The sequence below is a fragment of the Kitasatospora sp. NPDC056783 genome (assembly GCF_042789895.1).
Lineage (GTDB): Bacteria > Actinomycetota > Actinomycetes > Streptomycetales > Streptomycetaceae > Kitasatospora.
Genome location: NZ_JBHUAF010000214.1, coordinates 1 through 14,252 on the forward strand (window position 1 = coordinate 1; position 14,252 = coordinate 14,252).

General features: G+C 73.2%; 11 protein-coding genes. 1 reads left to right on the top strand and 10 read right to left on the bottom strand.

Annotated elements, in window-relative coordinates; translation table 11 throughout:
• Positions 1 to 52: 52 nt before the first annotated feature.
• The 4 genes from ACFRMQ_RS26085 to proS form a co-directional block, all read right to left on the bottom strand.
• Positions 53 to 292, bottom strand: a complete 240-nt coding sequence (locus ACFRMQ_RS26085; RefSeq protein WP_030056773.1) for an RNA-binding protein — start codon at positions 290 to 292, stop codon at positions 53 to 55.
• Between the two features lie 2 nt (positions 293 to 294).
• Entirely contained in the window at positions 295 to 723 is a 429-nt protein-coding gene (gene rpsP, locus ACFRMQ_RS26090; RefSeq protein ID WP_380696565.1) for a 30S ribosomal protein S16, read from the bottom strand.
• A gap of 512 nt (positions 724 to 1,235) precedes the next feature.
• Positions 1,236 to 1,814 (bottom strand): hypothetical protein, encoded by a 579-nt coding sequence (locus tag ACFRMQ_RS26095; protein WP_380696563.1) that lies wholly within the window; start codon positions 1,812 to 1,814, stop codon positions 1,236 to 1,238.
• 550 nt (positions 1,815 to 2,364) lie between these two features.
• The gene (gene proS, locus ACFRMQ_RS26100) at positions 2,365 to 3,777 is read right to left on the bottom strand and encodes a proline--tRNA ligase (RefSeq protein ID WP_380733065.1); all 1,413 of its coding nucleotides are present in this window, start codon (positions 3,775 to 3,777) and stop codon (positions 2,365 to 2,367) included.
• Positions 3,778 to 4,170: 393 nt separating this feature from the next.
• On the opposite strand from proS, the gene ACFRMQ_RS26105 reads away from it, so the two are divergent.
• Complete coding sequence (locus tag ACFRMQ_RS26105; RefSeq protein WP_380733066.1) at positions 4,171 to 4,875, top strand: class I SAM-dependent methyltransferase; 705 nt, start codon at positions 4,171 to 4,173, stop codon at positions 4,873 to 4,875.
• 196 nt (positions 4,876 to 5,071) lie between these two features.
• Here ACFRMQ_RS26105 and ftsH read toward each other — a convergent pair whose 3' ends face one another.
• From ftsH to ACFRMQ_RS26135, 6 genes are all read right to left on the bottom strand, one after another.
• Positions 5,072 to 7,006, bottom strand: coding sequence for an ATP-dependent zinc metalloprotease FtsH (ftsH, locus tag ACFRMQ_RS26110; RefSeq protein WP_380733067.1), 1,935 nt, complete (start codon positions 7,004 to 7,006; stop codon positions 5,072 to 5,074).
• Between the two features lie 92 nt (positions 7,007 to 7,098).
• Positions 7,099 to 7,623 (bottom strand): GNAT family N-acetyltransferase, encoded by a 525-nt coding sequence (locus ACFRMQ_RS26115; protein ID WP_380733068.1) that lies wholly within the window; start codon positions 7,621 to 7,623, stop codon positions 7,099 to 7,101.
• Between the two features lie 136 nt (positions 7,624 to 7,759).
• On the bottom strand, positions 7,760 to 9,325 hold the full coding sequence (gene ffh / locus ACFRMQ_RS26120) for a signal recognition particle protein (protein WP_380733073.1): 1,566 nt from the start codon (positions 9,323 to 9,325) through the stop codon (positions 7,760 to 7,762).
• A gap of 165 nt (positions 9,326 to 9,490) precedes the next feature.
• Positions 9,491 to 11,938, bottom strand: coding sequence for a [protein-PII] uridylyltransferase (locus tag ACFRMQ_RS26125; RefSeq protein ID WP_380733069.1), 2,448 nt, complete (start codon positions 11,936 to 11,938; stop codon positions 9,491 to 9,493).
• A 221-nt stretch (positions 11,939 to 12,159) separates the two neighbouring features.
• On the bottom strand, positions 12,160 to 12,498 hold the full coding sequence (locus tag ACFRMQ_RS26130; protein WP_380733071.1) for a P-II family nitrogen regulator: 339 nt from the start codon (positions 12,496 to 12,498) through the stop codon (positions 12,160 to 12,162).
• A complete protein-coding gene (locus ACFRMQ_RS26135) occupies positions 12,495 to 13,988 on the bottom strand; it encodes an ammonium transporter (RefSeq protein WP_380733072.1) in 1,494 nt (497 codons plus the stop codon). The genes ACFRMQ_RS26130 and ACFRMQ_RS26135 overlap by 4 nt, the downstream gene beginning before the upstream one ends.
• Positions 13,989 to 14,252: the final 264 nt, after the last annotated feature.

The window sequence follows — 14,252 nt, forward strand, 5'->3', positions numbered from 1 at the left end:
ACATGCGTCCCGGTCGGCCTCACAAGCCCTGACGGCTGAACGAGCAGCAGCGTCAGCGAATGTTGTCCACGTCGACCAGGTCGACCCGGACGTTGCGACCGCCGAGGGCGCCGACCACGGTGCGCAGCGCGCGCGCCGTACGGCCGCCCCGGCCGATCACCTTGCCGAGGTCATCGGGGTGCACTCGCACCTCGATGGTGTTACCCCGACGCAGGTTGCGCGAGCGCACCTGTACCTCGTCGGGGTGCTCGACGATGCCCTTCACCAGGTGGTCGAGGGCGTCCTCGATCACGATCAGGCCTCGGCGGCGGCGTCGGCCTCAGCCTCGACCTTGTCCGACTTCTTGGCCTTCGGGGTGATGGCGACACCGGTGGTGGCGTCCTCGAAGCCGGCGACGGCCTTGGCGAACAGGTGCGAGAAGTCCTCGACCTTCGGCTCGGCGACCTTCAGCGGCTCCGGAGCCGGCAGGCCCTTGAACTTCTGCCAGTCGCCGGTCAGCTTCAGGATGGCGAGCACCGGCTCGGTCGGCTGGGCGCCGACGGACAGCCAGTACTGGGCGCGGTCGCTGTCGACCTCGATCTTCGAGGGGTTGTAGGTCGGCTGGTAGATGCCGATCTCCTCGATCGCGCGGCCGTCACGCTTGGTGCGGGCGTCGGCGACGACGATGCGGTAGTGCGGGGAGCGAATCTTGCCGAGACGCTTGAGCTTGATCTTGACTGCCACGGGAGTGGATTCTCCTGGTGTTGACGTGGGTGAGCGGGCTCGCCGTCGCGTGGGGTTGCGGGGCGGACCGTTCAAGGGACACGCCAGCCGTAGGAGAGAGGGGTCCTGCTCGGCTGCCGAGTACTCGGCTGTCCATTCTGCCACACCGGCGAGAACCGGCTGTACGCGGGCCCTTGGCCTCCCGGCCGCAGTCGGTCACCTCTCCGCAGCCTCCCGTCCATCCGGCCGCGGCCTCCACGCAGGGCTCGACCGGGAGCCCCCGCTCCCGGTCCAACCCGAAGGATCACCACTGTCCTGCTGTACTACTCGCACTGCTGCACTGCCGTACCGCTCGCACTGCTGCACTGCTGCACTGCTGCACTGCTCACGGTGGCGCCGCTGTACCGCCGCACCACTCACTGCGCGTCCTGCCGCAGTGCCCTTCCGTGCCGCTCACTGCTCACCGGTCACCGCTCGGCCGGACCGCTGCCCGCACAGCAGTCCCGCCAGGACGCCGACTACGCGATGACTACTTACGCGATCTTGAACGGCTGTTGGCACGCGCCGCAGACGATGGACGCCTGGGCGAGAACCGACGGGACGACCCGGACGTTGCGACCGCAACCGCAGACCGCCTTGACCCGCACGCCGCCCCCGGAGGAGCCGTGCCGGGCCGCCGGGCCGCGGAAGGCGCGCGTCGCGCCCTCACCGGCCACTGCCTCCTGGTGCGCCCCGAGGGCACGGTCCAGGCGCTCGATGGTCTCGGCGTACCGCTCCTGAGTCTCCTTGAGCATGGTCACCTGGGAGAAGCCGCTGCTGGCGTGCGGTTCGACCGGGTGCGCCAGGCCCAGCTCGGAAGCGAGCATCAGGAAGCGCCGGTTGTGGTAGCGGCCGGCCCGCGAGGTGTCCCGGATGTCCCGGGCCGCGGCCAGACCGTGGGCGGCCTCGTGGAGGAGGCGCTCGAAACCGAGCCGCGTCCCGCAGGCCGAGGAGGACTCCCCGATCAGGGCCTCGGGCGAAGCGAGGTCGGGAAGGTCCTGGTGGTGGGCCTGGATGTCGCTCCAGGCGGCGGCCAGTTCGGCCGCGAGAACGAGGGGCTGTGTCGTGCTCACGCTAGACCAACGATGGAGTGCGAGCCGATGTTCCGCATGTTCTCGTTCCGGGGGAATTCACAGGGAACTCCCAGGAATGCGAGGCCGCGCTCGAATTGCGCGTTCCGGATCTGACGCAAGACCAACCCCCTGCCGGTTTCGGCCCGTCGCGACGTCGGCGGGCCTGGTGGAATTCCGTCCGGGGGCGGGCTGTCGCCACCCAGGACGTACGGCCCGTGGGGCCTGTCGGATTGACAGGGCCACGGGCCGTACACCGTACCGCTATTCCGTTAATACCGGGAGTTGACCGACCAGTAGGGATGTCCGCCCCGGCGGCTCCCCCGGAACGGTTACCGGATTCTTACCCATCCGCATTCCGGGCAAATGTCTCCGGTGTCACCGCTCCCGGCCATTACCGGCGCACGGCGGATGTCCGGCGGGCATCCTCAGGACATCCGCCGGACAACGAACGCCGGACATCGAACGCCGCGCATCGAACGTCGGACATCCGACGCCGGACATCGAACGTCGGGCGTCGGAGATCCGACGGCGAACGAATGGCGAACGGACGTCAGTACGCGCGGGCGACCAGCGCGACGTTGCCGTCCTGGTCGTCGGCCTGCGGCACCGAGCCGTCGGCCGCGACGATGCAGCGCACCGTGACGCCCTGCTCGGCCAGCTTGGCCTCGCCCTCCGCGCCGAGGTCGGCCCAGGAGATCCTGCCCCAGCCGGTCGCGGAGGCCTCGATGGCCTCGTCGATGGTCTTGACGTCCACCGTGCGGGACTCGCGGCGCTCGCGGGACTGGCGCAGCAGCAGCGCCTGGTCCTCCTCCAGGATGCCCGGCAACAGCGCGGCCAGGGCGTCGATGGAGACCGGCTCCTTGCCGCCCGGGATGCGGCGGGCCAGCATCGCGGTGCCGTTCTCCAGGTCGCGCGGGCCGACCTCGATGCGCAGCGGAACGCCCTTGAGCTCCCAGTCGACGGCGCGGCGGCCGAACGGGGTGTCGGTGCGGTCGTCGACCACGACCCGGATGCCGGCGGCCTCCAGCGCGGCGCCGATCTCGCGGACCTTGGCGATGACCGCCTCGTCGCCCTTGATCGCGAGCACGACGGCCTGGACGGCGGCCAGACGCGGGGGCACCCGCAGGCCGTTGTCGTCGCCGTGGGACATGATCAGGCCGCCGACCATGCGGGTCGAGACGCCCCAGGAGGTCTGCCAGACGTGCTCGCGCTCGGCACCCTGGAGCTGGTAGGTGGTGTTGAACGCCTTGGCGAAGTTCTGGCCCAGCTCGTGGCTGGTGCCCATCTGCAGCGCCTTGCCGTCGCCCATCATGCCCTCCAAGGTGAGGGTGTTGATGGCGCCGGCGAAGCGCTCCTTGGCGGTCTTGCGGCCGAGCACGACGTCGATGCCGAGCACGTTCGTCATGAAGTCGCCGTAGACCTGGGTGTGGATCATCGACGCGTAGTCACGGGCGTCCTCGTAGGTGGCGTGGGCGGTGTGGCCCTCCTGCCAGAGGAACTCGGTGGTGCGCAGGAAGACGCGCGGGCGCAGCTCCCAACGGACCACGTTGGCCCACTGGTTGATGAGCAGGGGCAGGTCGCGGTGGCTCTGCACCCACTTCGAGAAGTACTCGTTGATGATCGTCTCGGAGGTCGGCCGGACGACGACCGGCTCCTCCAGCTGCTTGCCGCCGCCGTGGGTGACCACCGCGAGCTCGGGGGCGAAGCCCTCGACGTGCTCGGCTTCCTTGGTCAGGTAGGACTGCGGGATGAACATCGGGAAGTAGGCGTTCTGCGCGCCGGCCTTCTTGATCCGCGCGTCCATCTCCTGCTGCATCCGCTCCCACAGGCCGTAGCCGTACGGTCGGATGACCATGGTGCCGCGCACCGGACCGTTGTCGGCCAGCTCGGCCTTGTTGATGAGGTCCTGGTACCAGCGCGGGAAGTCTTCCGCCTGAGGGGTGAGAACGGGTGCCTTAGCCATGGGGCGAATGGTACGGGGCCCGGGCCCCCGGTTTCGAATCGGTAGCACCGGGCGGGGGCGCACCACCGCGACACCCGCGCACCACCCCGCACCCCTCTGGACGCCGGGCCCGACCCGCTGTTCGCTGGTGTGGGGCGGGACTTTGGGGGAGCCGTAGCAGCACACCGAAGGACCGGATGGGAGGCCGCGATGGCTTCAGCTCGCACGACCGGCACGACCGGCGCCACCGCACGACCGACGGGCACGGGGCCGACGGCCGCACGACCGGCGGGCCCAGGACCGACCGGCGCACGACCGACGGGCACGGGACCGACGGGCGCGCGCCCGCACCACCCGCAGCCCGGGGCCGCCCGGTCCGCGCGGGCGCGGGACTGGGCGGAGATCCAGGAGCGCATGCTCGTGCCGCTCTACGAGGCGGTCTACGACCGCCTGGAGGTCGGCCCGGCGAGCAGCGTGCTGGGCCTGGGGTGCCGGTCCGGGCTGGCCCTGCTGCTCGCGGCCGGCCGGGGCGCCCAGGTCGCCGGGCAGGAGCCGCGGGACGAGCTTCGCGAGCTGGCGCACGGCCGTCGGCTGCGGGTGTGCGACGGGTCCCGGGCGACCGCCGCCGTCCCCCGGCCGGCCCATTCCCTGGTGACGGTTTTCGAGCAGCTGCCCGGCGCCGCCGAGTCCCGCACGGTGGTCACCGGGGCCGCCCGGCTCGCCCTGCCGGGCGGGCACGTGGTGCTGGCCGCCTGGGGCCCGCCGGAGCGCTGCGAGAGCGCCCCGGTGCTGGACGTGGCCCGTCGCCGGGCAGGCCGGACCAGCGCGCGGGACCCGTTCGAGCTGAGTTCGCCCGGTGCGCTGGAGGACCTGCTCGCCCCGGCCGGTCTGCGCCCGGCCGGCAGTGGCCGGGTGAGCTGCCCGTTCGCCTACCCGGACCTCGACAGCGCGGTGCGCGGGCTGCTCTCCACCGGTCTGTTCGAACCGGCCGAGGAGTTCTCCGGAGCCTCGCTGGTGGCCAAGGAACTGGAGGAGGCGCTCCAGCCGTACCTGCGCGCGGACGGCTCGGTGCGGATGGAGAACCTGTTCCGCTACCTGGTCGCCGAGCGGCAGCGCTAGTACCTGTCGCCGAGCCACCGCGCCGGCCGGGCCGGCACCCGGAGCGCCGTACAGGCCGCCCCGCGGAGCACCGCACGGAACGGCACCCGGAGCGCCGCACGGGACGGCACGCGGAACGGCACGCGGAAGGGCACCCGGAGCCGGGCAGGAAACCGGGGGCGCCCGCCGCCATGGCGAGCGCCCCCGGCATCGGACTTCACGCCCGGTCGATCGACTTCCCCTCGGCCCCGTCCCGCGGCACTCCCGCCGCCCGGTACGCCGCCGCCTCGTCCAGCGTCTCCGCCTCCAGCAGCGCCGCCGCCAGCGCGTCCAGCCGGTGCCGCTGCTCGGTCAGGATCCGCACCGCGTCGTCGTAGCACTCGGAGACGATCCGCCGGGCCTCCTCGTCCACCGCGTCCAGGGTCGTCGGCGCCGCGGAGAGCCCGTACGCGCCCTGCGGGTCCGAGGGCACCGCGGTCAGCCGGCCGACCCGCTCGCTCATCCCCCAGCGCCCGGCCATCCCGCGGGCGATGTTGGTGACCTGCTCCAGGTCGCTCTCCGCGCCGGTGGTGATCACCCCGTAGACCACCTGCTCGGCCGCCATCCCGCCGAGCGCGCCGATGATCCGGCCGCGCAGGTAGGGCTCGGTGTACGAGTAGCGGTCGTTCTCCGGGGTGGACAGGGTGACGCCCAGCGCCCGGCCGCGCGGCACGATGGTGATCTTGCGGACCGGGTCCGCGCCGGGCTGGAGCATGCCCAGCAGCGCGTGCCCGCTCTCGTGGTACGCCGTGCGCTCGCGCTCCTCCTGCGGCATCACCAGCGGCCGTACGGCGCCGAGCTGGACCTTCTCCAGGGCGTCCGAGAGGTCCCGCTCGTTGACCGCGTCCTGCTGGCGCTTGACGGCCAGCAGCGCCGCCTCGTTGACCAGGTTGGCGAGTTCGGCGCCGGTCATCCCCGGGGTGACCTTGGCCAGCTGGTTGAGGTCGGCGTCGCCGGCCAGCGGGACGCTGCGACTGTGGATGCGCAGGATCGCGGCGCGGCCCTCCCGGTCGGGCGGGCTGACGGTGATCCGCCGGTCGAAGCGGCCGGGGCGCAGCAGCGCCGGGTCGAGCACGTCCGCCCGGTTGGTCGCGGCGATCACGATGACGCCCTCGGAGCCGGTGAAGCCGTCCATCTCGGTGAGGATCTGGTTGAGGGTCTGCTCGCGCTCGTCGTGTCCGCCCATGCCGCCGCCCGCACCGCGCTGGCGTCCGATGGTGTCGATCTCGTCGATGAAGATGATCGCCGGGGCGACCTTGCGCGCCTCGGCGAACAGCTCGCGGACCCGGCTGGCGCCGACGCCGACGATCATCTCGATGAACTCGGAGGCGGAGGCGGAGAAGAACGGCACGTCCGCCTCGCCGGCCACCGCGCGGGCCAGCAGGGTCTTGCCGGTGCCGGGCGGGCCGCTGAGCAGCACTCCGCGCGGCATCTTGGCCCCGAGCCTGCGGTAGCGCTCGGGGTTCTTCAGGTAGTCGACCACCTCGGTGAGTTCGGCCTCGACCTCGTCGATGCCGGCCACGTCGGCGAAGGTGGTGCGCTTGCCCTCCTCGGCGGTGACCGGCTTGGGCGGGGCCTTGCGGCCGAGCGGTCCGCCGCCGAGTCCGCCGGCCATCCGGCGGGCCAGCAGCACCCAGATGAAGACCAGCAGCAGCATCGGGGCGAGCGAGAGCAGCAGGTTGGTGAGGAAGCTGCGCTGCTGGACCGGCGAGGTGGCGGTGACCTCGACGCCCTGCTGCTGCAGCGTGGTCCAGAGGTTGTCGCCCGCGAAGGAGGGCCGCTGGGTGTCGAACTCGGTGTAGTCGCCCTTGCCGCCGTCGGGCTTGGGCTGGGCGGTCTTGAGGGTGCCCTCGATCGCGTCGCCCTTGGCGTAGATCTTGGTGATGTTGCCCTTGTTCAGCTGGTTGTTGAACTCGGTGTACGAGATCGTGGTGGCGCCGGCGGGGCCGAAGAAGGACAGCAGCAGGTCCGAGATCAGGAACACCACGAGGGCGGTGAGGGCGAGGCCCACCCAGCCGCCGGGCATCCGGCGCTTGGGCGGTGGCGGGGGCGGAGCGCCCTCCGAGCGCCAGGGCTGGTCGGGGGTCTGACGTGGCGGCACGGGTTCGGTCACCCATCGGACAATACGGACAGGTGCTCGGGCGGGCCAATCGCAACGCCGCGCCCGGGCCGCCGTACGGCCGCGCCGCCCCCTCCCACCAGCGGCTATGCCGCCGCGTCCGGCCACTCCTCGGCGGTCAGCGCGAACCGCTCGTGGTCGCGCCACTCCCCCTGGAGGAACAGCATCCGAGGGGAGAAGCCCTCGTGCCGGAAGCCCAGGCGCTTGGCCATCGCGATCGAGCGCTCGTTGTCCGGCTGGACGTTGATCTCCAGCCGGTGCAGCCCCAGCCCGTCGGCCGACTGCGGGGCGAAGCAGCGGTCCAGGATCAGCCGCATGCCCTCGGTCATCCGCCCGGTGCCGTTGAACGGCAGGTACGAGTCGTAGCCCAGCGAGGCGTTGCAGAACCGGCCCAGCACGATGTTGGCGACGTTCACCTTGCCGACCAGGCCGCCGGTCTCCCGGTCGACGATCAGGAAGGTGCGCAGCCCGGAGCCCTGGCGCTTCAGCAGGTCGGGCAGTCCGTCCGGCTCGACCGGGTTCCACCGGCCGATGTGTTCGGCGGACCGCCGGACCGCCTCGGCGTACGCGGCCGTGTCCGCGGCCCTCGGGGCCCTGATCATCACTCGCATGCCCCCATCATCGGACACGCGATCGGCCCGCCGCCCGGAAATACCGGACGACGGGCCGACCAAAATCGATCAAGACCGGTCGGCGTCGATCAAAGGCCATCAGGAAGCGATCGACCCCACCGAACCGGATCAAGGACTACAGCAGGTCCTTGAACTCCTTGGGCAGCTCGAAGTCGGACGGGCCCTTGCCCGCGCCGAGGCCGAACGCGCCGCCGTCCGCCGGGGCCTGGCCGGCGCCCGGGCCGAGCGCGCGGCGCTCGGCGGCCGCGGCCTCCTCCTGCGCGCGCTTCAGCGGGTTGCCGCTCTTGCGCTTGCCCTTGGCCTGCGGGGCCTTCTTGGCGGACTTCTTGCCGCCGCCGCCCATGCCCGGAATCCCCGGCATGCCGGGCATGCCCTTGCCGGAGGCCATCGCGGACATCATCTTGCGGGCGTCGAAGAACCGCTCGACCAGGTTCTTCACCTCGCCGACCTGGACGCCCGAGCCCTTGGCGATGCGGGCCCGGCGGGAGCCGTTGATCAGCTCCGGCTCGGCCCGCTCGGCCGGGGTCATCGACTTGATGATCGCGCCGACCCGGTTGACGTCCTTGTCGTCGATGTTGTTGATCTGGTCCCGGATCTGGCCCATGCCGGGCAGCATGCCGAGCAGCTTGGAGATCGAGCCCATCTTCTGGACCTGCTCCAGCTGGGACAGGAAGTCGTCCAGGGTGAACTGCTTCGGGCCGCCGCGCAGCTTGGCGGCGATCTTCTCGGCCTCGGCCTGCGAGAAGGTCTGCTCGGCCTTCTCGATCAGCGAGAGGACGTCACCCATGCCGAGGATGCGCGAGGCCATCCGGTCCGGGTGGAAGGCGTCGAAGTCGTCGACCTTCTCGCCGTTGGAGGCGAACATGATCTGGCGGCCGGTGACGTGCGCGACCGACAGGGCGGCACCGCCGCGGGCGTCGCCGTCGAGCTTGGACAGCACCACACCGGTGAAGTCGACGCCGTCGAGGAAGGCCTGCGCGGTGGTGACCGCGTCCTGGCCGATCATCGCGTCGACGACGAACAGGACCTCGTCCGGGTTCACCGCGGCGCGGATGTCGGCGGCCTGCTGCATCAGCTCGGCGTCGATGCCCAGACGGCCCGCGGTGTCGACGACGACGACGTCGTACTGCTTCTGCTTGGCGTACTCGATCGAGTCCTTGGCAACCTGCACCGGGTCGCCGACGCCGTTGCCCGGCTGGGGGCCGTAGAAGGCCACGCCGGCGCGCTCGGCGACCACCTGGAGCTGGTTCACCGCGTTGGGGCGCTGGAGGTCGCAGGCGACCAGCAGCGGGGTGTGCTTCTGCGCCTTCAGCCAGTGGCCGAGCTTGCCCGCGAGGGTGGTCTTACCGGCACCCTGGAGACCGGCGAGCATGATCACCGTCGGGCCGTTCTTGGCGAACCGCACCCGGCGGGTCTCGCCACCGAGGATCGCGACGAGCTCCTCGTTGACGATCTTGATGATCTGCTGCGCCGGGTTCAGCGCGCCGGAGACCTCGACACCGAGCGCCCGCTCCTTGACCTGCTTGATGAAGGCCCGGACGACCGGCAGCGCGACATCCGCCTCCAGCAGCGCGATACGGATCTCGCGGGCCGTGGCGTCGATGTCCGCCTCGCTCAGGCGGCCCTTGCCCCGGAGGTTCTTGAACGTCGCTGCGAGGCGATCGGAAAGGGTGTCGAACACGTCGGCGCGGGTCCTCTGCGGCATCGGTATCGGTACGGTCGTCGTCCCCAGGGTATCCGGCCACCCCGGGTACGGTCTCCACCCCGGTCGGAACCCCCGCCCGGACCAACCCCTGACCCACCCCTGACCTGGCCCGGACCCGCCGCGGCCCGGCCCGGACCGCCCTCAGCCCAGCACCGCCCGGACCGCCGCCGCCACCTCCCCGGCCCGCCCGGCGGTCAGCGGACGGCCCGCCGCGTCCGTCAGGTAGAACGAGTCGACCGCCTCCGCGCCCAGCGTGGAGACGTGCGCGGTGCGCACCCGGACACCCGCCCCGTCCAGCGCCCGGCCGATCCGGTGCAGCAGCCCCGGGGCGTCGTGCGCCCGGACCTCCAGCACCGTCGCGGTCGCCGAGGCCGTCGCGGGCGCCACCGCGACCAGCGGCGGCGGGGTGGGGATGCCCCGGCGGCGCGGGGCGGCGGCGTCCCGCTCGGCGAGGCGGCGGGCCACGTCCAGCGAGCCGTCCAGCGCCCGGCGCAGGTCGGCCCGCAGCCGGGCCGCCTCCGGCAGCTCGCCGTACTCGGCCGCCACCCGCCAGGACAGCAGCAGCACCGGCCCGCTCCCCACCGGGTCCAGCTCGCGCAGCCCGGCCGAGCGAACGGCCAGCCGGTGCAGCGCGAGCACCCCGGCGGCGGTGCCGAGCAGCCCGGGACGGTCCGGGATGGCCAGGTTCAGCTCGACGCCCATCGGCTCGGTGCCCGGGTCCCCCTCGGAGCGGGCCCGCAGCGACAGCGCCGGCCCGCCGATGCGGGCGGCCTCGACGGCGAGCCGTTCCTGCTCGGCGGTCGGCGCCGCCTCCAGCTGCCGGGTGCCCGCGCCGACCAGTCGGGCCGCCACCCGGGCCACCAGGCCGTCCACCAGCGAGGCCCGCCAGCCGCTCCACGCGGCCGGGCCGGTGGCCAGCGCGTCCGCCTCGGTGAGCGCGTGCAGCAGCTCCAGCTCCGGCAGTGTGGTGACCACCCCGGTGATCGCCTCGACGGTGGCCGGGTCGTCCGGGTCGCGCCTGGTCGCGGTGTCCACCAGGGCCAGGTGGTGGCGGACCAGCACCGCCAGGGTCCCGGTGTCCTCGGGGCCGAAGCCCATCCTGGCGGCGAGGTCGCGGACGATCACCTCACCGGCCCTGCTGTGGTCCCCCGGCCAGCCCTTGCCGATGTCGTGCAGCAGCGCGGCGACCAGCAGCAGGTCAGGCCGCGCCACCCGGCGGGTCATCCCGGCGGCCCGCACCGCCGTCTCGACCAAGTGCCGGTCCACGGTCCAGCGGTGCACCGCATTGCGCTGCGGACGGCAGCGCACCCGCTCCCAGTCCGGCAGCAGCCTGCGCACCAGCCCCTCCGCCTCCAGCGCCTCCCACACCGGGACGGCCGCCTCCCCCGCGCCCAGCAGCGTGACCAGTTGCTCGCGCGCCTCGTCCGGCCAGGGCACCGGCAGCGGGCGGCACTCGGCGGCCAGCCGGCGCACCGTGGCGTGCGAGACGGTCAGCCCGTTCTGCGCGGCGGCGGCCGCCGCGCGCAGCGGCAGCACCGGGTCGGCGGCCGGGCGGGCGCCCTGGGCGAGCACCGCCTCGCCGTCCTGCTCGACCACGCCCTCGGCGAGCGGACGCCGCTCGACCGCGCCCCGGGCCACCGCGCCGCCGCGTCCGGCGCCCGCGAACGGGATGCCCGCTCGACGCACCCGCCGGCCCCGGCCGCCGCGGGCCGCGAGCACCCGGTCCACCGCCCGCCAGGTGACGTCCCCCGCGTACGCGATGGTGCGGGCGGCCTCGTAGACCCGGCGCAGCAGGGCGTCGGCGTCCAGCACCCCGAGCCGCTCGGCGACCTGGTCCTGCTCCTGGAGGGCGAGCCGGTCGGTGGCCCGGCCGGTGACCAGGTGCAGGGCGTCGCGCACGTCGGCCAGCCACCGCGCCGCGGCGTCCAGGCCGTCCCGGGGCGCGTCGGCCAGCCAGGTCGCGGCGATCGCGTCCAGCGCCACGACGTCGCGCAGGCCGCCGCGGGCCTCCTTGAGGTCGGGCTCCAGCAGGAAGGACAGTTCACCCTGCTGTTCGGCCCGCGCGCGACCCAGCTCGCGCAGCTCGGGCAAGCGCGCGGGGGCGCTCGCGCGCCAGTCGGTGAGCACCCCGGCGCGCAGCTCCGCGGTGAGCGCCGGGTCCCCGGCGAGGTGGCGGGCGTTCAACAGGCCGAGCTGGGCCTTGAGGTCGGCGGCGGCCACCGAGCGGGCCCCGGCGACGGTGCGCACCGAGTGGTCGAGCCTGACGCCCGCGTCCCAGACCGGGTACCAGATCCGCTCGGGCAGCTCCCGGGCGAGCGGGCCGTCGTGCAGCAGCAGGACGTCCAGATCGCTGCGCGGGGACAGCTCGCCCCGCCCGTAGCCGCCGACGGCGACCAGCGCGACGCCCGACGGCCCGGCGCCGGCGGCCGCGAGCAGCCCGGCCAGCCAGTCGTCGGTCAGCCGGGCGAGCGCCTGCCGGCGGGGGCGGCCGACCGGACCGGGAGCGGCCAGGAGCGCGGCCCGGGCGGCGGCCCGGGCGGCGAGGGCGGCGGGGTCGGCGGGGTCGGAGGGGTCGGTCTCGGTGGCCATGCGCATGGGTCCCGTCCGTGGTGCTGGTGAACCGTCCTGGTGGTGAACCGTGGTGCTGATGGACCGTGGTGCTGATGGACCGGGATGCCGGTGGACCGTCCTGCCCGTGGACTCGCCCGGGTGAACCGTCCGTCCCCCGGTCGAGCCGTTCGACCGAACGGGGGAACGACACCGAGCGGGGAACGGCGCCACACGGAGGACGGCGCCGCCCGCCACGGGCCCTACAGCGCGTCCGGGCCGCGCTCGCCGGTGCGGACCCGTACGGCGGTGTCCACCGACACGCTCCACACCTTGCCGTCGCCGATCTTCCCGGTCCGGGCGGCCTTCACCAGGACCTCGATCAGGTCCTCGGCGTCCTCGTCCTCCACCAGGACCTCGATCCTGACCTTCGGCACCAGGTCCACGGTGTACTCGGCCCCCCGGTACACCTCGGTGTGGCCGCGCTGGCGGCCGTAGCCACTGGCCTCGGTGACGGTCAGGCCCTGGACCCCGAAGGCCTGGAGGGCTGCCTTCACCTCGTCCAGTCGGTACGGCTTGATCACGGCGGTGATGAGCTTCATCGGGCGTCGACCTCGGTCTTCTTCTCGGCGGGCTTCGGAGCGGCCTTCGGAGCGGCCTTCGGAGTGGCCTTCGGAGCAGGCTTCGGAGCGTCGGGCTCCTCGACGGCCTTCGGAGCGGCGGACTTCCCCGCCATCCCGGCCGCCCCGGCCACGGACTCCTCGACCACCCCGGCCGCGGGCTTCACGGCGGGTCCTGCGGCAGCGGCGGCCGACCCCGGCAGGGCCCGGGCCAGCCCCGCCCCCACGGCGCTGAAATCGTAGGCGGACTCGGCGTGTTCGGCCTGGTCGATGCCGGCCACCTCGACCTCCCCGGCGACCCGGAAGCCGACCAGCCGGTCGACCGCCCTGGCCAGCAGCCAGGACAGCACGAAGGAGTACGCCGCGACCGCCGCCACACCCATCGCCTGCTTGCCCAGCTGCCCGAGCCCGCCGCCGTAGAACAGGCCCTTCACGCCCTGGCCGACCCCGCCGGTGGCGAACAGGCCGACCAGCAGCGAGCCGACCGCCCCGCCCACCGCGTGCACGCCCACCACGTCCAGCGAGTCGTCGAAGCCCCAGCGGTACTTCAGCGAGACGGCGGCGCAGCAGACCGCGCCCGCGACCAGCCCGATCGCCACCGCGCCGAGCGGGCTGACCGAGCCGCAGGCCGGGGTGATCGCGACCAGCCCGGCCACCGCGCCGGAGGCGGCGCCCAGCGTGGTGAACGCGCCGTGCCGGAACCTCTCGTAGACCAGCCAGCCGACCAGCGCCGCGCCGGTGGCGACCTGGGTGTTGACCATCGCCATCGCGGCGACGCCGTTGGCGGCCAGCGCCGAGCCCGCGTTGAAGCCGAACCAGCCGAACCAGAGCAGCCCGGAGCCGAGCATCACCAGCGGCAGGCTGTGCGGGCGCATCGGGTCCTTCTTGAAGCCGATCCGCTTGCCCAGCACCAGGCAGAGCGCGAGGCCGGCGACGCCCGCGTTGATGTGCACGGCCGTCCCGCCGGCGAAGTCGATCACGCCGTTGCGGTCGCCCAGCCAGCCGCCGTGGCCGCCGTCGAAGAAGAACACCCAGTGCGCGACCGGGAAGTAGACGGCCGTCACCCAGAGCGCGATGAACAGGCCCCAGGCCGCGAACCTGGCCCGGTCCGCGACGGCGCCGCTGATCAGCGCCGGGGCGATGACCGCGAACATCAGCTGGAGGAGCGCGAAGGCGGTGACCGGGATGGTGCCGGTCAGCTCGTTCAGGCCGAGGCCGCGCATCCCGAGGTGGTCCAGGTCGCCGATCAGACCGGCGAAGGAGTCGGACCCGAAGCTGAGCGAGTAGCCGTAGAGGACCCACAGCACGCTGACGATGCCGAGCGAGAGGAAGCTCATCGCCAGCATGTTCAGCGTGCTCTTGGCCCTGACCATGCCCCCGTAGAAGAAGGCCAGGCCCGGGGTCATCAGCATGACCAGGGCCGCACTGATGAGCACGAAGGCGGTGTCGCCCGCGCTGAAGCCGTCCGGCATCGGCGTCTCCTCTGCGTCCAGGCCGATCCGCACCCGGGGATCCGTCCCGTGCTGCCACCCGGGGTGTCGGCGTTGGACAGGAGCGTGCCGGAGTCTGGTTTCGGCCGGTGCGGCCGGAGGTTTCGCCGCCGTGACGCATGCGGCGCGCGGGTTACGGCCGCGTGAACCGCCGCCCCGCGGCCCGGCCCGGAGCACTGCCGGGGGCCGGACACGCCACCGACCGTGACGGCGGCGGCCGTCACGGTCGGTGGAGCTTCTCCGCGC